This window comes from Ralstonia sp. RRA, assembly GCF_037023145.1.
Classification (GTDB): Bacteria; Pseudomonadota; Gammaproteobacteria; order Burkholderiales; family Burkholderiaceae; genus Ralstonia.
Genome location: NZ_CP146091.1, coordinates 2,868,582 through 2,887,322, shown reverse-complemented (window position 1 = coordinate 2,887,322; position 18,741 = coordinate 2,868,582). Strand labels below are relative to the sequence as shown.

At 63.8% G+C, this 18,741-nt stretch carries 16 protein-coding genes; 7 read left to right on the top strand and 9 right to left on the bottom strand.

Annotated features, from left to right (window positions below):
- Positions 1–21 precede the first annotated feature (21 nt).
- The 5 genes from lptE (at position 22) to V6657_RS13890 (ending at position 4,882) form a co-directional block, all read left to right on the top strand.
- Positions 22–540, top strand: coding sequence for an LPS assembly lipoprotein LptE (gene lptE / locus V6657_RS13910; RefSeq protein ID WP_048933052.1), 519 nt, complete (start codon positions 22–24; stop codon positions 538–540).
- Positions 541–553: 13 nt separating this feature from the next.
- A complete protein-coding gene (gene holA, locus V6657_RS13905; protein WP_048933051.1) occupies positions 554–1,630 on the top strand; it encodes a DNA polymerase III subunit delta in 1,077 nt (358 codons plus the stop codon).
- 63 nt (positions 1,631–1,693) lie between these two features.
- Positions 1,694–2,974 carry a glutamate-5-semialdehyde dehydrogenase gene (locus V6657_RS13900; protein ID WP_048933170.1) on the top strand — a complete coding sequence of 427 codons (1,281 nt, stop codon included), beginning with the start codon at positions 1,694–1,696 and terminating at the stop codon, positions 2,972–2,974.
- A gap of 59 nt (positions 2,975–3,033) precedes the next feature.
- Positions 3,034–3,456, top strand: coding sequence for a CopD family protein (locus V6657_RS13895; RefSeq protein WP_048933050.1), 423 nt, complete (start codon positions 3,034–3,036; stop codon positions 3,454–3,456).
- A 16-nt stretch (positions 3,457–3,472) separates the two neighbouring features.
- Positions 3,473–4,882 (top strand): class I SAM-dependent RNA methyltransferase, encoded by a 1,410-nt coding sequence (locus V6657_RS13890; protein ID WP_048933049.1) that lies wholly within the window; start codon positions 3,473–3,475, stop codon positions 4,880–4,882.
- Positions 4,883–4,916: 34 nt separating this feature from the next.
- Here V6657_RS13890 and V6657_RS13885 read toward each other — a convergent pair whose 3' ends face one another.
- The 9 genes from V6657_RS13885 to V6657_RS13845 all read right to left on the bottom strand — a co-directional run bounded on the left by V6657_RS13885 (position 4,917) and on the right by V6657_RS13845 (position 15,186).
- Positions 4,917–5,939: a response regulator gene (locus V6657_RS13885; RefSeq protein WP_048933048.1), complete on the bottom strand. Its 1,023-nt coding sequence runs from the start codon at positions 5,937–5,939 to the stop codon at positions 4,917–4,919.
- A gap of 70 nt (positions 5,940–6,009) precedes the next feature.
- Positions 6,010–7,116: a two-component system hybrid sensor histidine kinase/response regulator PhcR gene (phcR, locus tag V6657_RS13880; protein WP_137884643.1), complete on the bottom strand. Its 1,107-nt coding sequence runs from the start codon at positions 7,114–7,116 to the stop codon at positions 6,010–6,012.
- A gap of 8 nt (positions 7,117–7,124) precedes the next feature.
- Positions 7,125–8,468 (bottom strand): ATP-binding protein, encoded by a 1,344-nt coding sequence (locus V6657_RS13875; protein ID WP_048933046.1) that lies wholly within the window; start codon positions 8,466–8,468, stop codon positions 7,125–7,127.
- On the bottom strand, positions 8,469–9,863 hold the full coding sequence (locus V6657_RS13870; protein ID WP_048933045.1) for a class I SAM-dependent methyltransferase: 1,395 nt from the start codon (positions 9,861–9,863) through the stop codon (positions 8,469–8,471).
- Positions 9,864–10,503: 640 nt separating this feature from the next.
- A complete protein-coding gene (locus V6657_RS13865) occupies positions 10,504–11,541 on the bottom strand; it encodes a response regulator (RefSeq protein ID WP_048933044.1) in 1,038 nt (345 codons plus the stop codon).
- 186 nt (positions 11,542–11,727) lie between these two features.
- Positions 11,728–13,188, bottom strand: coding sequence for an NAD(P)(+) transhydrogenase (Re/Si-specific) subunit beta (locus tag V6657_RS13860; RefSeq protein WP_048933043.1), 1,461 nt, complete (start codon positions 13,186–13,188; stop codon positions 11,728–11,730).
- The gene (locus tag V6657_RS13855; RefSeq protein ID WP_048933042.1) at positions 13,188–13,523 is read right to left on the bottom strand and encodes an NAD(P) transhydrogenase subunit alpha; all 336 of its coding nucleotides are present in this window, start codon (positions 13,521–13,523) and stop codon (positions 13,188–13,190) included. Before V6657_RS13855 ends, V6657_RS13860 begins: the two co-directional genes overlap by 1 nt.
- Before the next feature lie 78 nt (positions 13,524–13,601).
- Positions 13,602–13,964, bottom strand: a complete 363-nt coding sequence (gene panD / locus V6657_RS13850; protein WP_009241493.1) for an aspartate 1-decarboxylase — start codon at positions 13,962–13,964, stop codon at positions 13,602–13,604.
- A gap of 82 nt (positions 13,965–14,046) precedes the next feature.
- Positions 14,047–15,186: a Re/Si-specific NAD(P)(+) transhydrogenase subunit alpha gene (locus tag V6657_RS13845; protein ID WP_048933041.1), complete on the bottom strand. Its 1,140-nt coding sequence runs from the start codon at positions 15,184–15,186 to the stop codon at positions 14,047–14,049.
- Between the two features lie 281 nt (positions 15,187–15,467).
- Between V6657_RS13845 and V6657_RS13840 the strand changes: the two genes are divergently transcribed.
- Positions 15,468–17,537 (top strand): TonB-dependent siderophore receptor, encoded by a 2,070-nt coding sequence (locus V6657_RS13840; RefSeq protein ID WP_048933040.1) that lies wholly within the window; start codon positions 15,468–15,470, stop codon positions 17,535–17,537.
- A 2-nt stretch (positions 17,538–17,539) separates the two neighbouring features.
- Positions 17,540–18,694 (top strand): DUF1624 domain-containing protein, encoded by a 1,155-nt coding sequence (locus V6657_RS13835; protein ID WP_048933039.1) that lies wholly within the window; start codon positions 17,540–17,542, stop codon positions 18,692–18,694.
- Positions 18,695–18,741: the final 47 nt, after the last annotated feature.

Sequence of the window (18,741 nt, the reverse complement as noted above, 5' to 3'; positions counted from 1 at the left end):
GCCATCCCACTCAAGGAACGTATGGTTATGTCGTTGTCCCGTCGTCGCTTTGGTCGCTCGATCGTCGTCCTGGCTGCCGCTTTGCCGGTGCTGTCCGCTTGCGGCTTCCATCTGCGCGGCAACAATGACTTCGCTTTCAAGCGGCTATACATCAACCTGCCGCAAAACTCGCTGATGCGCGCGCAGCTGCGCCGGCTGATCGACAACGGCTCCGACACCGTCATCGTGTCGGACAAGAAAGATGCCGACGCGCTGCTCGACGTGCTGGCCGAAGACCGCGTGAAGACGATTTCGTCGCTCACGCCGCAGGGCGTGGTGCGCGAGTACCGCATCACGTATCGCTTCCGCTTCCAGCTGCGCGATGCGAAAGACAACCTGCTGATCCAGCCGTCGGAGATCACGCAGTTCCGCGACCTGTCGTACAACGAGACGCAGGTGCTGGCCAAAGACTACGAAGAAGCGGCGCTCTACCGCGACATGCAGGGCGATACGATCAACCAGCTCGTGCGGCGTCTGGCTGCCGTGAAGCTGCCGTCGTAAGCACAAGCTGGCCATGCAACTGCGGCTCGACGCGCTCGAAGGGCACCTCAAACAGGCCAGTACCAAGGGCTTGGCGCCGCTGTATGTGGTGCACGGTGACGAGCACTTGCTCGTGCTGGAAGCCGTCGATGCGCTGCGTCAGGCCGCCCGGGCGCAAGGCTTCTCCGAGCGCGAGGTGATGAGCGTCGAGCGCGGCTTTTCCTGGTCGCGCGTGACTGAGGCGCAGCAGTCGATGTCGCTGTTCGGCGATCGCAAGATCGTCGAATTGCGCATTCCGTCCGGCAAGCCCGGCAAGGATGGCGGCGAGGCATTGCGCGCGTTGGCGGCGGGTACACCGTCTGGTCCGGCCACCGACACCATCACGCTGATCACGCTGCCGCGCCTGGACTTTGCGACCGCCAAGTCGGCGTGGTTCGCGGCGCTGGAAGGCGCGGGCGTGTCGATCAAGGTCGACACTGTGGACCGCACCAAGCTGCCCGGCTGGATCGGCGAGCGTCTGGCGCGCCAGCAGCAACGCGTGGAGCCCGGCGAACCCGGTCGACGTGCCCTGCAGTTCATCGCCGACCGCGTGGAAGGCAACCTGCTGGCTGCGCACCAGGAAATCCAGAAGCTCGCTTTGCTGCATCCGCCGGGTGTGCTGACGTTCGACGATGTGCACGATGCGGTGCTCAACGTGGCGCGCTACGACGTGTTCAAGCTGTCCGAAGCGATGCTGGCCGGTGACGTGCCGCGCTTGGTGCGCATGCTCGAAGGCCTGCGCGGCGAGGGCGAGGCCACGGTGCTGGTGCTCTGGACGTTGACCGAAGAAATTCGCGTATTATCAAAAATCGCCTCGGGCGCAGCCCAAGGCAAGCCGGTGGCCTCGATGCTGCGTGAACTGCGGGTCTGGGGCCCGCGGGAACGGTTGGTGCCGCAGGCGGCGCAACGGCTGTCCCAGCGCGAACTCGAGGGCGCGCTTTCCATGGCCGCCAAGCTGGATCGGCAAGTCAAGGGCTTGCGTGAACCGTCGCTGCCGGCCGAGCCGTGGGATGGCCTGCTGCAACTGGCGATGCGCATTGCGCGGCCGGGCAGTCTTCCCGTTCCGGCATAGTCCAGCGCATCACCTTCTTGTCCTCACATTGAATTCGCCGGCACATTGCCGGCCGCGATCATCATGAAGCAGCTCGACGTGAACGAATACATGGCCCTCATTGGCCGTCAGGCGCGCGCCGCCTCGCGTGGCATGGCCCGCGCCGGCACCGCGCAGAAAAATCGCGCGCTGCTGCACATCGCCGCCGCCATCCGCCGTGACGCTGCCAAGCTGAAAGAGATCAACGCCCGCGACGTCGAGCGCGCCCGCGCCAACGGCCAGGACGCCGCCTTCATCGACCGCCTCACGCTCACCGACCGCGCCATCGACACGGTGGCTGCCGGCCTAGAGCAGATCGCCGCGCTGGCGGACCCGATCGGCGAGATCAGCAACATGAAGTTCCGCCCGACCGGCATCCAGGTCGGCCAGATGCGCGTGCCGCTGGGCGTGATTGGCATCATCTATGAGTCGCGTCCGAACGTGACGGTGGATGCGGCGGCGCTGTGCATCAAGTCGGGCAATGCGACCATCCTGCGTGGCGGTTCGGAAGCGATTGAGTCGAACGGCGCACTGGCTGCGCTGATCGAAGAAGGGCTGGCGGATGCCGGTCTGCCGGCCAACGCCGTGCAGGTGGTGGCGACCACGGACCGCGCTGCCGTCGGCAAGCTCATCACCATGACGGAGTACGTCGACGTGATCGTGCCGCGCGGCGGCAAGAGCCTGATCGCGCGCCTGATGGAAGAAGCGCGCGTGCCGATGATCAAGCACCTGGACGGCATCTGCCACGTCTACATCGACGCCGATGCCGACATCGAGAAGGCCGTGCGCGTGTGCGACAACGCCAAGACGCAGCGCTACGCACCGTGCAACACGATGGAAACGCTGCTCGTGTCGCGTGACATCGCCGCGCGCGCGCTGCCGCCGCTGGTGAAGATCTACCAGGATAAGGGGGTTGAGCTGCGCGTCTGCCCGGCCACGCGCGCCACGCTGGAAGCCGCCGGCTTCGGCAATCTGAAAGATGCCGTCGAAGCCGACTGGCATACCGAATACCTCGCGCCGATCCTGTCGATCCGCACCGTCGACGGCCTGGATGCCGCCATCGAGCACATCAACACCTACGGCTCGGCGCACACCGATTCGATCATCACCGAGAACTACTCGACCGGCATGCGCTTCCTGCGCGAGGTCGATTCGGCCAGCGTGATGATCAACGCCTCCACGCGCTTTGCCGACGGCTTCGAGTACGGCCTGGGCGCCGAGATCGGTATCTCCAATGACAAGCTGCATGCGCGTGGGCCGGTCGGGCTGGAGGGACTGACCTCGCTGAAGTACGTCGTGTTCGGACACGGCGAGATTCGTACCTGATCTGACGCGACATGCGCGCCGCCACGAGCGGCGCGCATTGCTTCTAACGAGAACAACACATGCTCTGGGTCAAAGCCTTTCACATCGTCTTTATCGCGTCTTGGTTTGCCGGGCTGTTCTATCTGCCGCGCATCTTCGTCAATCTGGCGATGGAAACCGAACGCGCAGCCATCACGCGACTGCTGATCATGGCGCGCAAGCTGTTCCGCTTCACGACCATGCTGGCGATCGTTGCGATCCTGCTCGGCCTGTGGCTGCTCTTCGGCTACCGCATCGGCCTGACGCCGCCCAATGGCTGGATGCACGCCAAGCTTGCACTCGTGCTGGTGACGATCGGTTACCACCATGGCTGCGGCGTGCTGCTGCGCAAATTCGAGGCGGGTGCCAACAAGCGCTCGCACACCTTCTACCGCTGGTTCAATGAACTGCCGGTGCTGTTGTTGTTGGCGATTACGATCCTGGTGGTCGTGAAGCCGTTCTGATTTTCTTGGTTTTCTGATGGCAACTGCATACTTCGCGCCGTGCCCCCGCGGGCTGGAACAAGCGCTGGCCGATGAACTGGCCGAAATCTCGATCCGCCCCGAGGTGGATGAGCTGGCCGCGTTTGAGGTCGGCCGTACCGTGCCAGGCGGCGTGCATTTCTTTGGCACGCAGGGCGCGGCGTATGCCGTCAACCTGCACAGCCGCATCGCCAGCCGCGTGCTGATGCGATTGGCCTCGCGCGGGTATCGCTCGGAAGACGACATCTACGCGCTGGCTGCCGCGCAGCGCTGGGAAGACTATTTCACGCCGGACGAGATGATTCGCGTGGATGTGACCGCGCACAAATCGCCGCTGCAGAGCCTCAAGTTCGTCGGTCTGCGCGTCAAGGACGGTGTCTGTGATCGCTTCCGCCAGCGCATGGGCGCGCGGCCCAGCGTCGACACCGTCTCACCCGACGTGCGCATCTACGCGTACCTGACCGAGACCGATTGCACGATCTACCTCGACACGACCGGCGAGCCGCTCTTCAAGCGCGGCTGGCGCGAGGAGAAGGGCGAGGCGCCGCTGAAGGAAAACCTCGCGGCGGGCATTCTTCGCCTGACCGGCTGGACGGGCGCGAAGGGAGAACCGTTCTACGACCCGATGTGCGGCAGCGGCACGTTCCTTGTCGAAGCTGCGCAGCGTGCCTTGGGTATTGCACCCGGCAGCAAGCGTGCCTTCGCGTGCGAGTGGTTGATTGACCACGACGCCAAATGCTTCAAGCGCCTGCGCGAGGCGGCTGCCGATGCGGCAGCTGCGTCCATGCGACGGGCGCCGCCGCTGGTGGCCGGTGCTGATATTTCCACCGACATGCTGGCTTATGCCAAGGCCAACTGGCAGCGTGCCGGTCTGCCCGGCGAGCCGCTGCTCAAGCAGGTCGATGCGCGCTTCGGCAAGCCGCCGTTTGAGGCCGCCGGCGTGTTGCTGATGAACCCGCCGTACGGTGAGCGTATCGCCGTGCGTGGTGCCCAAGGTTCGCGCCGCCGCCGACCGGAAGGCGAAGGAGAGGATGACGGCACTGTGTTCGAGCGCGCCAGCCGTGCGATGGGTGCCCCGCGCGACGATGCACGCCGCCCGATGCGCGAGCATCGCCAGCCCGAGCCGCCACCGCCGGTTGATCCGGTGGAAGAGGCCGCCGCCAACGAATTCGCCCAGGCCTTTGCGGGTACGCTCAAGCGTGAGTTCTCCGGTTGGAAGGCGTTCGTCTTTACCGGCGATCTTTCGATGCCGCGCCGCATGCGGCTGAAAGAATCGCAGCGCACGCCGCTCTATAACGGCAACATCGAATGCCGCCTGTTCCGCTTCGATATGGTGAAGGGGGGGATGCGCGATCGCCCGGCCCGCGATACGGCTTCGGGTTCAGAAAACGACAACGCCGACGCATAAGCATCGGCGTTGTGCGAAAGGCCGCCTGGCAGAATCAGGCGGCCTGCTGATTCTCCTGGAAGTGCTCCATCCAACCCGCCAACTGGTCTGGCGTGAGTTGCGTCAGGTGATCAACCAAGCGTAGCTTGACGGTCGCGCCGTCGCGCTCGGCCTTGATCGACCAGCCCTTGCCGTCAAGCCACAGCAGGAAGGCCAGCCACTTGGCATGCGCTTCCGACACCTTGTGCGTTGACGCGGTCTCCAGAAATTCCGTCAGCGTAGTGAGGTCGATCACGGCTGCCGCATCACCGCCAGCCGGCGAGACCTTGCCTTGCAGCATTTCGGTCAACACGTCCAATGCCTGCGTGGCAGGTGTGCTGTCGAATCGTGACGACAGGTCTTGATAAATCTGCCGCACTGCGTGGCTCAGCTCACCGGTGCGCAGGCTTTCTTCGCTGACGAGTTCGGTGTAATCCTTCACTGCCCAATCTGGTTGCTCCATGGCGTGCAGCCCGACGGCCGCCGCTGCGTGCAGGTAATCGTTGACAGCGCTGAACGACGGCAGCCCGGACACTGCCAGATACAGCGTCTGCAGCGCGCCGATGCGATGCGTGAGCGTCTGGCTCTGGCGCACGGTCATCTTCTCGCGCAGCAGGGCATCACGCTCGCGGCGCAGGTCGGAAAATTCCAGCGCCTGCTTCAGTTCCACGCGCAGTGCGGTGATGTCCCACGGCTTCTTGATGTAACGATGGATCTGCCCTTGGTTGACGGCTTCCACCGTGTCCTCGATTTCCGAGTACGCCGTGGTCAGGATGCGCACCAGGTGCGGATAGCGCTCGCGCGCATAGCGCAGCAGTTCGTTACCGAGCTCACCGGGCATGCGCTGGTCCGACACGAGCACGCCCAGCGTGGCGGCGTGCTGGTCAAGCATGCGCTTGCCTTCTTCAACCGAGGTGGCGGTGACGACCGGCGCCAGTGAACCGATGGCACGGCCGAAGTAAGTCAGCGCCAATGTCTCGTCGTCCACGTACAGGATCTTGGGCGGGGTTGTGGGCGTGTGGCCCCCGGGATTGGTCATCCATCACTCCTCATAGCAAATGCAGTCAATACGCGGATCAGGTGCAGCGTGGTTCGTCTTGTTGATGGGGTCATGGGAACGTCAGAGTCACGCGCGTGCCTGCGCTGGGTGCGGAGTCAATCGCAATCGCTCCCCCGAACGATTGCATGATCCGCGTACAAAAAATCATGCCCATGCCGTTGCCGCCTTCTTCGGCGCGCGTCGTCACAGGGTCGATGGTCAGCCGCTTGAGGACATCCGGGGCGATGCCGGGGCCGTTGTCTTCAATGCGGATCATGTGGCGGATGCCACTGGCTTCCGGCGCGTTGCTGGCGACGATCTCAAGGCGCGGCAACGGCGTGCGCCGCAGCGCGTGCAGCGCATTGCTCGTCAGCGACGACAGCACCAGCATCACGCAGTTGGGCAGCGTGGCGATCGGGAAATCCTGCTCTACGCGGTACGACACCCATTCACGCTGCGCGCTGGTGAACGGGTATGTGTCAAACAGCGAGCGGATCAACCCGCTGGCGCTGTTGGGTGTGGCCGCCGTGCCGGGCTTGCCGTAGGTGTTGCGCACTGAATTCAGGAACGAGGCGATCACCGACAGGCAATAGCGCGCGTTGTCCTGCACGCGGTCAGCCGCACGGCCGATTTCCGGCAAGGCTTCCGGCACGAACTCGGTCTGGTCCACGCGCATGCGAATGCCACGCGCAAAGTTGGAGATGGCTGCCAGCGGTGTGTTCAGTTCGTGCGCGAGAAAGGCGAGTGTCTCGTCGATTGCCATCAGGCGCTGCGTGCGCAGCAGGCGGTCCTGGCGCAGCGCCAGCGCTTCCTGCAGCGAGCGCCGCACGTCTTCCGGCTTGTAGGGCTTCTCCAGAATCTTGAACACGCGACCTGTGTTGACCGCCTGGATCAGCAGATCCTTGTCGGCATACGCGGTGACGAGGATGGTGGCGATGTCGCCGTACTCCGCATCAATGAAGCGCAGCAGCTCCGTGCCGTTGCCGCCGGGCATGCGGAAGTCCGTCAGCACCACGCTGATGCGCTCGTGCGCGTCGTGCAGCACGGTCTTGGCTTCCTCTACGCTGTTGGCCGTCAGCACCTCGTAGCCGTCGCCGATCGTGCGCGCGAACCACTTGCAGGCCTGCAGCTCGTCGTCGACGTAGAGGATGGTGACGGTGTCCGGCGTGATGTCCATGATGCGTCCTACTCCGAGCGCGGCAGATCGAACGTGAAGCGTGCCCACTCGCCTTCCTGGCTCGTCACGGCAAGCGTGCCGCCATGGCGTTGGATCACGCTGTAGCTGATCGACAGGCCGAGTCCCAGGCCCTTGCCGACATCGCGCGTGGTGAAGAACGGCTCGAACACGCGCGAGAGATTCTTCTCGGAAATGCCCGGGCCGTTGTCGGTCACGACCACGTGCAGCCGACTGTCGATCCACTCGGCGGCGATCTCGATGCGCGGGCTCTCGCGCTGCACCTTCTGCATGGCCAGCGCCGCGTTCGACAGCAGGTTGATGAGCACACCGATGATGGCCGCTTCGTCGCCGCGCACCAGCGTGTCGGGCGGTAGCTTGCGTTCGACGTTCACACCGCGCAGTTCGTGGCTCGTCAGGCGGACGGCCGAATCGATGGCTTTCTCCACCAGGAAGGGGGCATCGGCCTCGCCTTTCTCAGGGCTGCGATAGGCGAAGGTCTTCAGGTCCGACACGATGTGCTGCACGCGCTGCATGCCTTCCTTGGCGTCGGCCAGGCATTCGAGCAGCATGGGGCTGTCTTTGGCAGCCGGGTCTTCCTGCGCCACGGCCACCGCCATCAGGCAGAAGTTGACCGGGTTGTTGATCTCATGCAGCAAGCCCGCCGACAGCGTGCCGATGGCGGCCATCTTCTCCTGCTGCAAAAGCTGGCCCTTGATCTCCACCAGGTTGGTATTGGTGGATTCAAGCTGCAGGTTCTTGTCGGCAACTTCCTCTTTCAGCTTGAAGAGTTGGAATCGGCTGCTTTCGTTGAAGTAGGTGCAGAAGACGCCCAACGTCGACGTGAAGATCAGGAACTGCGAGTTCACGAAGAACGTACTGCCGGTCACGCTGGCCGGATCGTGCGTCAGGCACGCCAGGAAGTACAGCGAATAGGTGATCAGCCCGAAGCCGATGGTCTGCTTGGTATTGAACGGCAGCACGCTGCCCGCCGCAAACACGGCCAGGTGCAGGCCGGTTGCGTAGATCGACTGTGCGCCCTGCGTGGCGGAAATCATCCACGCAATCATGATCTGCGGGAAACACAGCCAGAGCAGGGTCAGATACGACAGCCGCTGCCGGCCCCAGCGCGTTGGCAGGATCAGGTAGACGAAAAAAATCAGCAGCGAAACAAAGACGCGTGCGTAGAAGAACGGCTTGAGCTCGCCGGGGTAGGTGTTGTAGTCCAGGCCGCTTCCCATCAGCACCAGGACGATACCGACAAGTGCCGTGGTCCGGCTGAACGACAGCCGGAAGCCTTCGCGCTCGCTGCGGTAGAACGCACTCTTCAGAGGATCACTTGCGCTCTCGGCCATCTAGATCACCGTTGCCTCGCTGAACACGTTGACGCCGGTGGCGTCGACGTAGGCCTTGATATCGCGGCACGCTTCCTCAGGGAAGGTGGCTGCGAGTTGCTGCTCGTCCCGATAGATCAGATACCACTCGAGCAGATGCTCCATGGTGAAGAGCCGCTCCGGGTTGTTCGAGTGCACGTTGGTGGCCAGGATGCGTCCGCCCGGGCGCGAGCGTGTGGTGAAGTACGTCAGCAATCGATTGCAGACCTTGTCTGAGATGTAGTCGAACAGCCCTGCACAATAGACGGCATCGCAGTCGCGCACTTCTTCAGCCCTGCGCGCGGGGCGCTTGATGAGTTCATGCACCGATTGGTGAACGAATTCCGCCTGCAGCGTGGTGCTTCCCTGCCGGGCCGCTTCGGTCAGTCGGGCCTTTGCGTAGTCCAATGTCTCCTGGCTGAAGTCGATCAACTCGAACTCGAGCAGATGCGGTTCTTCGAACTCACGCAGGAAGCGCTGGATTTCCACCGCCGGGCCACAACCGAGATTCATGACACGGTAGGGTCGTCCTTCAGCCTTGGCCTGAATCGCCAGCTTCTTGAGGAAATCGACCAGGATGTCGATGCGGTTTCTGTGTGCCTGCGCAACCTGCGCTTTCAGGAACGTGACATTGATGATCTGGAAATAGGTGCTCGGGCCATCCTGGGGGTCCCCCAGAATCTGGTTGACCATTTCATAGTCACCGGCGTAGCCCAGCGGCTTGGTGAAGGTACGGTGCACGAACGGCGAGCGCAGCAGCAGCGGATGCAGTGCGGTCTGCGCGAAGGCGCGGTGGGACGGTGCCAGGCTGGCTTCAATGTCGGCGGCCTCCGCCTCCAGAATGTCCAGGTAGTGCTTGACCCGCAGCATGACGGGCTCCGCCAGTTCCATGAAGACATCGGGGCGCAGCTTGCTGTCTTCGCGCGGCAAGGTCTTGGACAAGTCGACCTGCTCGACCCAGCGCGAGACCTCCGCCAGGAAGGCGCGCATTTCATTGATGACGAGCTGGTATTCGCGCCGGATGCGGAAGCGTTCCTGCCAATCCCGCACGAACGTTCGCGCTTCCTCGCCGACGGAGGCGGGCGTGTCGGCCACTTCCGACAGCTCGCGCCATTCGTCGATCAGCGTGAGCGAGACGACAGCGGTCAGGCCGGTGTTGACCAGGCTGATCACCACCGCCTTGCCGAGGTAGACCTGACGCGTACCGATCTTGATCGCCAGGTCGGAGAGGACCTCGCTCACCTGCACGATCGAGTACGGGTTGTAGATCTCCATCACCAGGGCGCGCCGCTGCAGCGTGATGATGGTGCCGCGGACCTGCTGACCCTGGGAGTTGCGGAAGCTGACTGCCGGATCGATTTGGTTGGGTGAGTACACGGTGCGAATTTGCCGGAGACTTCAGGGAAAACGTCTGCCAAGCGGGACGCTCACTCCAACCACCGCGCGTCCGGGCCCGTACTGCAATGTCGGGCACAACGAACACAGCACCACCGCAGCGAGAGACCGCCGGGCATGCCGTCGCATCAGTCGTGAAAGCGTGCTTGAAGCCGTCCGCTGGCCGCGCTTACCGCGCGTCGGCCCGGGGCGTCTCTCGCCCAAACCCGCTTCGAGAAGATCAGAGATGGCGACCTGCCATTGCGAAAGCGATCAGGCTTGCGCAACCTGCAGATCAACAGCGTGGCAACGGGAATCGTGCGACCGCAAACAGACTGGAACGATGCACTCCCCTGACATCCGCGACACGCGCTGGTTTGGCGCGCGGCCCGCTGCTGCATCCCAAATCGTCTCTCAAGGAGAATCCCGCACAGTAATACTTCGGAGCGCCGTACCGTAGATTGCCTGCCGACGCACTGGCATCGCCATGATGCCGCAGCACTGCCATGCATGCATCAGGGAGATTGCACCGGCGCATGCTCTGACGTCATGCATGCCGGATGACTCAAACGATTGTACTTGCCCAATGTAGCCCACACAATGTGGATTCCCGCAGTGCAGCGCAAATCAGAATGTGGCGTTTTCAGCGCGGCTTGCGGCCGGTGAGCGCGTCCGGATCCTGCTTGTAGTTGGCGAGGAACTGGGTATAGCTGTAGACCTGCGCAGGCAGCAGATGGCTGGGCATGTCGAACAGCGCGTAGTAGTACGGCTCGCGACCCTGGCACACCTCGGCCGGCAGGCAGTATTGCTCCCATTCCACGCAGGCTGGCGTGTACATGCCGTCGCCGGGCCAGAAGAACGGGACGATCTGCTTGTTGTGCAAGCCTTTGAGCAGTTCGTCGGGCGCGTTGTAGGCCTCGGCGTTCTCCAGGTGCGTGAGCATGCTCGCGTTGGTTTCGATGACCATGAGCGTGGCACGCCCATCAGCGGTAAGCAGCAGCACGCCGGCCGGATGCGGGTACAGGTAATACTCGATGAAGCGGTAGCGCGCAGACAGTTCGCGCACGAGCTGCATGACCGCCGGGTCCGACAGAAAACTGAACGAGTGGCGCGACAGCAACTCGCGCAGCGTGCTCGATAGTCGGCTGAAGTAGCGCATCTGCAGCGCTTCGATTTCCGCGCCCAGACGCTCGGCCATGGCCGGGTGATCCTTCTTGATGTAGCGATCGATCAGCCCGTCGTTGAAGCCCTGCACGGCGATGTTCTCGTCGGCCATACCGGTGAGTAGGATCGTCATGCACGGCAGCTCTTTGAGCTTGGCGCAGAACTCCAGCCCGTTCATGCGCGGCATGGAGTAGTCCACCACGATCACCGACGGTTGCAGGAAGCGGTTGACCTCGTGGATCTGACGGTAGACGCGATCGACGTCAAGCTGGATGGTGCGGCGCTCGCTGGAGAACGTCAGATCGTCGTGCGTCACGCGCACCGGCAGGAAGCCTGGCATGCGCAGTGAATGCCACTGGCGCAGCCACGCCAGCGCCTCGTCCGGATCGTTGAAGGCCAGCATTGCCCGCGACGGGTCCATCTGGAACCCGAGGCTTTCCACGAACGACTGGCTGTCGTCGACCACGACGGTCAAAGACGGGTGGAAATAGACCGGCAGGGCGCTGTCCTGTTGCATACGTCGGGATGGCTGGAAAGAGGGCCGAAAAAAAGAGGAAGGAAGGGCAAAAGAGGCAGCGCCGGCCGGTGTGGCCTGCGCTGCCCGTTAGCACTAAGTTACTGCCTGCCGCCACCGGGGGCAAGCGGAACGGGGTGAACTGATGCCGCAACCTGAGGGTGGATTGACGGCAGTCAGCGTACCGTCTTAATCCACAGATTTCACCATATCTTCCACGACCTTCTTGGCATCGCCGAACACCATCATCGTTTTGTCCATGTAGAACAGCTCGTTGTCGAGCCCGGCATAGCCGGCGTTCATCGAGCGCTTGTTCACGATGATGGTCTTGGCCTTGTAGGCCTCCAGGATCGGCATGCCGGCAATGGGCGACTTCGGATCGTTCTTGGCCGCCGGGTTGACCACGTCGTTGGCGCCCAGCACCAGCACCACGTCGGCCTGGCCAAACTCGCCGTTGATGTCTTCCATTTCAAACACCTGGTCGTACGGCACCTCGGCTTCGGCCAGCAGCACGTTCATGTGGCCCGGCATGCGGCCGGCGACGGGGTGGATGGCGTACTTGACCGTCACGCCCTTGTCCGACAGTTTTTCGGTCAGTTCCTTCAAGGCGTGCTGCGCGCGCGCCACGGCCAGGCCGTAACCCGGGACGATGATGACCGTCTCGGCATTGCCCATCAGGAAGGCGGCGTCATCCGGCGAGCCCGACTTGACGGGGCGCTGCTGCCCGCCGCCACCGGCTGCTGCGCCGGCAGAGGCCTCCGAACCAAAGCCACCCAGGATCACGTTGAAGAACGACCGGTTCATCGCGCGGCACATGATGTAAGACAGAATTGCACCGGACGAACCCACCAGCGAACCCGCGATGATCAGCATCGGGTTGTTGAGCGAGAAGCCGATGCCTGCCGCTGCCCAACCCGAATACGAGTTCAGCATCGACACCACCACCGGCATGTCGGCGCCGCCGATCGGGATGATGATCAGCACGCCCAGCACGAAGGCGATGGCCGTCATGATGACGAACGGCAGCCAGCTCTGCGTCAGGAAGAACAGGATGCCGAAGCCCAGCATGGCCACGGCCAGCAGCAGGTTCAGCATGTGCTGGCCGGCAAACTGCACCGGTGCCCCCTGGAACAGGCGGAACTTGTATTTGCCCGACAGCTTGCCGAAGGCGATCACCGAACCCGAGAAGGTGATGGCGCCCACGAACGTGCCGATGAACAGCTCCACGCGGTTGCCCAGCGGCAGCACGTTGTCACCGGCCATGGTGATGCCGAAAGCGTCGGGCTCAGCCACCGCGGCGACGGCAATGCACACCGCCGCCAAGCCGATCAGCGAGTGCATGGCAGCCACCAGCTCCGGCATCTTGGTCATCTCGACCGTGCGTGCCACGTAAGCGCCAATGCCGCCGCCGACCACCAGGCCGGTGAAGATCAGGATGAAGCCCGTGGACGTGCCGCTTTCAGTGCCGGCAAACATCTCGGACTTGAGTTTGTAGATGAGCGCGAGGGTCGTGACGGCGGCGATGGCCATGCCCGTCATGCCAAACGCGTTGCCGCGCCGCGCCGTGGTCGGGTGCGAGAGCCCCTTGAGCGCCTGAATGAAGCAGACCGACGCCAGCAGATACAGCAGGGTGACGAGGTTCATGCTCATTACTTGGTCTCCCCGCTTGTGCCATTCGCGCCGGCCTTGGCCTTCGGCTCTTTCTTCTTGAACATCTCCAGCATGCGCTGGGTGACCAAGAAGCCGCCAAACACGTTGACTGCCGCCAGCGCCACCGCCACCACGCCCATGGTGCGGCCCAGGCCCGTCTGGGTCAGGCCCGCCGCCAGCATGGCGCCGACGATGATGATGGCTGAGATGGCATTCGTCACGGCCATCAGCGGCGTATGCAGCGCCGGGGTGACCGTCCAGACCACGTGGTAGCCGACGTAGATCGCCAGCACGAAGATGATCAGGTTGATCACCGTGTGATTGACCAGCTCCATTTGGGTGCTCCTCCTCGCTTCTTGGTCGATGTGCAGTGCAGCCCCGCGTTGGTTGTTCTGCGGGGCCGTTTCCGCGCGTCAGGTTTCCTTGATGGCCTTGATCTTGTTGCCTTCGCCCAGCAGCACGACCTTCGGCTTGTAGCTGGCGACTTCTTCTTCGTTCATCGGCGCGTAGGTGCAGATGATGAGCAGGTCACCCACGTGCGCGCGGCGCGCAGCGGCGCCGTTGAGCGAGATCTCGCCCGAGCCGCGCTTGCCCTTGATGATGTAGGTCGAAAAGCGCTCGCCGTTGTTGACGTTGTACAGCTCGATCTTTTCGTATTCGCGCATGTCGGCGGCGTCGAGGAGATCCTCGTCGATGCCGCACGAGCCTTCGTAGTCCAGATCGGCCTGGGTAACCGTCGCGCGGTGCAGCTTGGCGCGAAGCATGTTGCGTTGCATGAAGCTTTCCTTGAAACAAAGATGAAATCGCCACTGGCGGCTTGGCGACGTTGTGACGCCTGCCGGGCCGCCGTCTCCGTTCTTATTTGGCGGCGCTCGTGGCAGCGGGAGCGCGCACCACCTGGCCGGCCTGACTCAACAGGCAGGCGGCCACGATGTCGTCTTCGAGGTTGATGGCGAGGCCACCATCCTTGTCGATGATCAGCTTGAGGAAATCCAGCACGTTGCGCGCATAGAGGGCCGAGGCATCGGCCGCCACCATCGACGCGAGGTTGGTGTAGCCCACCAGCGTGACGCCATGCTTGACGACCACGCGATCGGCTTCCGTCAGTGGGCAGTTGCCGCCTTGTGCGGCCGCCAGGTCGACCACCACCGAGCCCGGTTTCATGGCCTGCACGGTGGCTTCGGACAGCAGCGTCGGCGCGCGGCGGCCAGGGATCAGCGCAGTGGTGATGACGATGTCGGCCTGGCTTGCGCGTGTATGCACGAGTTCAGCCTGACGGCGCATCCAGTCGGGCGGCATCGGGCGGGCATAGCCGCCGACACCTTGGGCGATCTCGCGTTCTTCGTCCGTCAGGAACGGCACGTCGAGGAATTTGGCGCCCAGCGATTCGATCTGCTCCTTCACGGCGGGGCGCACGTCGGAGGCTTCGATGACCGCGCCCAGGCGCTTGGCCGTGGCAATCGCCTGCAAGCCCGCCACACCGGCGCCGAGGATCAGCACACGCGCCGCTTTGACGGTGCCGGCGGCGGTCATCAGCATCGGCATGAAGCGCTGGTAGTGGTTCGCGGCCACCATCACCGCCTTGTAGCCGGCAATGTTGGCCTGCGAGGAGAGCACGTCCATGCTTTGCGCGCGCGTGGTGCGCGGCGCGGCTTCCAGCGCGAACGCGGTGACGTTGGCCGCAGCCAGGCGCGCGGTGTTCTCGTCATCAAACGGGTTGAGCATGCCGACCAGCACGGCGCCGGCTTGCATCTGCGCAAGCTCCGCAGGTTCCGGTGAGCGCACCTTGAGCACGATCTGTGCGCCCAGTGCCTCGGCAGCGGTGCCGATCTTGGCGCCGACAGCCACGTAGGCCTCGTCGGGCTGTGCGGCCGCCACCCCGGCGCCGGATTGCACCGTCACCTGATGGCCTTGCGCCACGTACTTCTTGATCGTCTCCGGGGTCGCGGCAACGCGCGTCTCGTCCGCCCGCGTCTCCTGCGGGATGCCGATGTGCATCGTGTTCTCCTCGTTGTGGTGCGCGCAAGAGGTGAAGAAGGGCGCGCTTTGATCGGTTTTGTTGAACGATGTGCAGCTTACCCGAAGTTTTTGGCCGGCGGACCAGCCTTAGAACTGACCCTAAAAATGAGAATTTGCTGAGTAACAGGCCGTGCGCCCCGAAAACACTGTTGCAACAGAGTTGCAAATTCGATACGGTGGGCGTTTTTCACGGTTCGATTGTTGCCATGCAGCGTAGACGTTCAACGGTCCGTCCGCATCTGAGGTGGAGTTTGGTTGGAATGGTTTTGTGCGGTGCATCAGAAATGGCCGGCGCCGAGGCCGCCCCAACGTTTGCGCTGGAAGAGGCCGTCGTGCGCGGCCAGGCAGGGGAACGTTTGCGGGTACGCCGCGCCAGCTCCGCCACACTGACGGATACGCCGCTTAAGGACGTACCCCAATCTGTTGGCGTGGTGACACGCACGGCGCTCGACGATTTCGGGGCGAGGCGCCTGGATACCGCGCTCGACTGGGTCAGCGGCATCAGCCGGCAGAACAACCTGGGCGGCATGGCCGACAACTTCGCCATCCGCGGGTTTGCCGGCGACATCAATACGGGCGCCGACTACCTCGTCAACGGCTTTTCGGCCAATCGGGCGAACAACGTGCCGGTGGATGCCATCAATATCGCGCGCATTGACGTGCTCAAGGGGCCGTCGGCGGCGCTGTACGGGCGCAGTGACCCGGGCGGCATCGTCAACATCGTGACGCGTACGCCGCAGTTCAAGCCGTCGCGTGAGATCACGCTGTCGGTGGGCAGCCACGATCAATACCGGCTGGCGACGGAGCTGACCGGGCCGCTGTCCGAGCGATTGGCCTACCGCCTGGGTGTGGCGGCGGAGAGCAACCACAGCTTTCGCGATTTTTCATCGAGCCGGCGCTATGTGATTGCGCCGTCGTTCACGTGGCTGGCGACGGACGATACGGTGGTGACGTATGCGTTTGAAGCGGCGCAACTGAAGGCGCCGTTCGACCGGGGCATCGTCGCCATCAACAAGCAGTTGGGTGCGCTGCCCAATTCGCGCTTTCTGGGTGAGCCGGGGGATGGCGATACGACGGTGCGCACGCAAAGCCATCAGCTGACCGCGGAACATCAACTCAACGAGGGCTGGAAGCTGAACGCGGGGCTGTCGTACCGGACGTCGGCGCTGTTCGGCAAATCGTCGGATGCGTCGCGCTTGCTGGCCGACGGCCGCACGTTGTGGCGCCAGGCGCGTGAGCGCGATTACCACGCCAACGATCTGGCTGGCCGCGTCGACGTGCAAGGCGATGTGCATACCGGTGCGGTCAAGCACACGCTGGTGGCCGGCGCGGATTTCTACAACTTCCGCTACGACCCGGTGATGTACCGCGCCAACCCGAGCGCTGCGGCGCCGTATGCGATCGACATCTTCAATCCGGTCTATGGACAACCGCGACCGGCTCTGCGGCCGAGCATCAGCACGCGCGAAACCCAGCGCGGCTTTGGCGCGTTCGTGCAAGACCAGATCACGCTGACGCCGCAATGGAAGCTGCTGGCCGGCGTGCGCATGGACCGCTTCCTGCAGCATGCCGACAACCGCCTGACGGGCGAGAGCGTCTCGCAACAGCAGACGGCGTACAGCCCGCGCTTGGGGCTGGTCTATCAGCCGACGCAGGCGCTGTCGCTCTACGCCAATACCTCGCGCTCGTTCCGGCCGAATACCGGCACGGGTGCGCAGGGCAATGCGTTTGCGCCCGAGCGCGGGCGTGGCTATGAGGTCGGCGCCAAGCTGGAGACCGCCGACGGCAAGTTCGGCGGCACGCTGGCGCTGTATTCCATCGACAAGACCAATGTGCTGACGGGCGATCCGCGTGACCCGACGTTCCAGCGCACAGCCGGCGCCGTGCGCAGCCGCGGCGTGGAGCTGGATGTGTCGGGCCAGGTGACGGCCAACCTCAAGGTGATGGGCGCGTACGCCTACACCGATGCCACGGTGACGGCTGATACGGTGCTGCCGGCTGGGGCGCCGTTGTCCAACATTCCGCGCCACAGCGCGAGCGTGCTCGGCCTGTATGAGTTCGGTGCCGGAGCGCTCGGCCGGGCAGGTGCGGGCGGTGGCGTGGTCTACGTGGGCGAGCGCGCCGGCAACAGCGTCGACAACGGCTTCAAGCTGCCCGCCTACACCACCGTGCGCCTGCATGGTTACGTGCAGCCGACGCGCGCGCTGCGTCTGTCGCTCACTGTCGACAACCTGTTCGACAAGCGCTATTACGCCAGCTCGTACAACGAACTGTGGGTCGCACCTGGCGCCGAGCGGCAGGTGACGCTGGCCGCGACGTACAAGTTCTGAACATGACGACGCAGCCTGCTCGCGCGTTTTCCCGTGTCGCCGCCATCGATCTGCTGCGCGGGTGGGTGATGGTGCTGATGGTGGTCGACCACCTGCGCGAGTTCTTCTTCCTGCATGCGCAGGTGATGGACCCGGTCGATCTGGCGGTCACCTCGCCAGCCTTGGCGCTGACACGGTTTGCGAGCCATCCGTGCGCACCGGTGTTTGTGTTCCTGGCGGGCATGTCGGCGTGGCTGTCGGGGCAGAAGCAGGGTGGCGACCGGCGCGTGATTGCGGCGCACCTGCTCAAGCGCGGGCTGTTCCTCGTCATGCTGGAGGTGACGGTCGTCAATTTTGCGTGGACGTTCACGTTCCCGCCCACCACGCTGTACCTGCAGGTGATCTGGGCGATCGGCTTGTCGATGATCGCGTTGGCGGGGTTGATCTGGCTGCCGCGCGGCGCGCTGCTGGCGGTGTCGCTGGCGATCATCGCGGGGCACAACCTGCTGACGGGCGTGCATGTCGCGCCTGATTCACCGTGGCATGCGCTATGGGCTGTCCTGCATCAGCGGGATTGGATTGTGTTGGCGGATGGGTTGCGGTTGCGCACGTCGTATCCGGTGCTGGCATGGATTGGCGTGATCGGGCTCGGGTATGTGTTTGCGCCGGTATATGCGCGGCGTTCGCCCGAGGCGCGGCGGACGTTGTGTCTGGCGCTGGGCGTCGCCTGTCTTGCCGGGTTTGCCGTGCTGCGCCTGGTGAATGGCTATGGCGAACCGAAGCCTTGGACCGCTTACCCAGATGCACTGACGACGGCCGTGTCGTTCCTGAACCTGACCAAGTACCCACCGTCGCTGGGTTTTCTGCTGGCAACGCTGGGTCTTGGCCTGTGTGCGCTGGCATGGCTGGACCGATTGCCCGCGCGCGTTGCCACTGTGCTGCAAACGTTGGGTAGCGCACCGATGTTCTTTTACCTGCTGCATCTGTATGTGCTGCACATCGCCTATCTGCTTGCGCTGCAGATGGCGGGCGCCAACCAGGGCGCGCGTTTCGGCTTTGACGCCGTCTGGCAACTGTGGGCGGTCTGGCTGCCCACCATCGCGCTGCTGTACTGGCCAACGCGCTGGTTCGCCAGCCTGCGCCGCACGGGGCGCTACCCCTGGATGCGCTATTTGTGATGCCCCCGCCATTCCAAGCGGACGCGGCCTTGCGCGGCTACAATAAC

Bases quoted from the DNA above. Each gene is read 5' to 3' on its own strand.
- lptE (WP_048933052.1), top strand. From the start codon at position 22: ATGGTTATGTCGTTGTCCCGTCGTCGCTTTGGTCGCTCGATCGTCGTC.
- holA (WP_048933051.1), top strand. From the start codon at position 554: ATGCAACTGCGGCTCGACGCGCTCGAAGGGCACCTCAAACAGGCCAGT.
- V6657_RS13900 (WP_048933170.1), top strand. From the start codon at position 1,694: ATGAAGCAGCTCGACGTGAACGAATACATGGCCCTCATTGGCCGTCAG.
- V6657_RS13895 (WP_048933050.1), top strand. From the start codon at position 3,034: ATGCTCTGGGTCAAAGCCTTTCACATCGTCTTTATCGCGTCTTGGTTT.
- V6657_RS13890 (WP_048933049.1), top strand. From the start codon at position 3,473: ATGGCAACTGCATACTTCGCGCCGTGCCCCCGCGGGCTGGAACAAGCG.
- V6657_RS13885 (WP_048933048.1), bottom strand. From the start codon at position 5,939: ATGACCAATCCCGGGGGCCACACGCCCACAACCCCGCCCAAGATCCTG.
- phcR (WP_137884643.1), bottom strand. From the start codon at position 7,116: ATGGACATCACGCCGGACACCGTCACCATCCTCTACGTCGACGACGAG.
- V6657_RS13875 (WP_048933046.1), bottom strand. From the start codon at position 8,468: ATGGCCGAGAGCGCAAGTGATCCTCTGAAGAGTGCGTTCTACCGCAGC.
- V6657_RS13865 (WP_048933044.1), bottom strand. From the start codon at position 11,541: ATGCAACAGGACAGCGCCCTGCCGGTCTATTTCCACCCGTCTTTGACC.
- V6657_RS13860 (WP_048933043.1), bottom strand. From the start codon at position 13,188: ATGAGCATGAACCTCGTCACCCTGCTGTATCTGCTGGCGTCGGTCTGC.
- V6657_RS13855 (WP_048933042.1), bottom strand. From the start codon at position 13,523: ATGGAGCTGGTCAATCACACGGTGATCAACCTGATCATCTTCGTGCTG.
- panD (WP_009241493.1), bottom strand. From the start codon at position 13,964: ATGCAACGCAACATGCTTCGCGCCAAGCTGCACCGCGCGACGGTTACC.
- V6657_RS13845 (WP_048933041.1), bottom strand. From the start codon at position 15,186: ATGCACATCGGCATCCCGCAGGAGACGCGGGCGGACGAGACGCGCGTT.
- V6657_RS13840 (WP_048933040.1), top strand. From the start codon at position 15,468: ATGGTTTTGTGCGGTGCATCAGAAATGGCCGGCGCCGAGGCCGCCCCA.
- V6657_RS13835 (WP_048933039.1), top strand. From the start codon at position 17,540: ATGACGACGCAGCCTGCTCGCGCGTTTTCCCGTGTCGCCGCCATCGAT.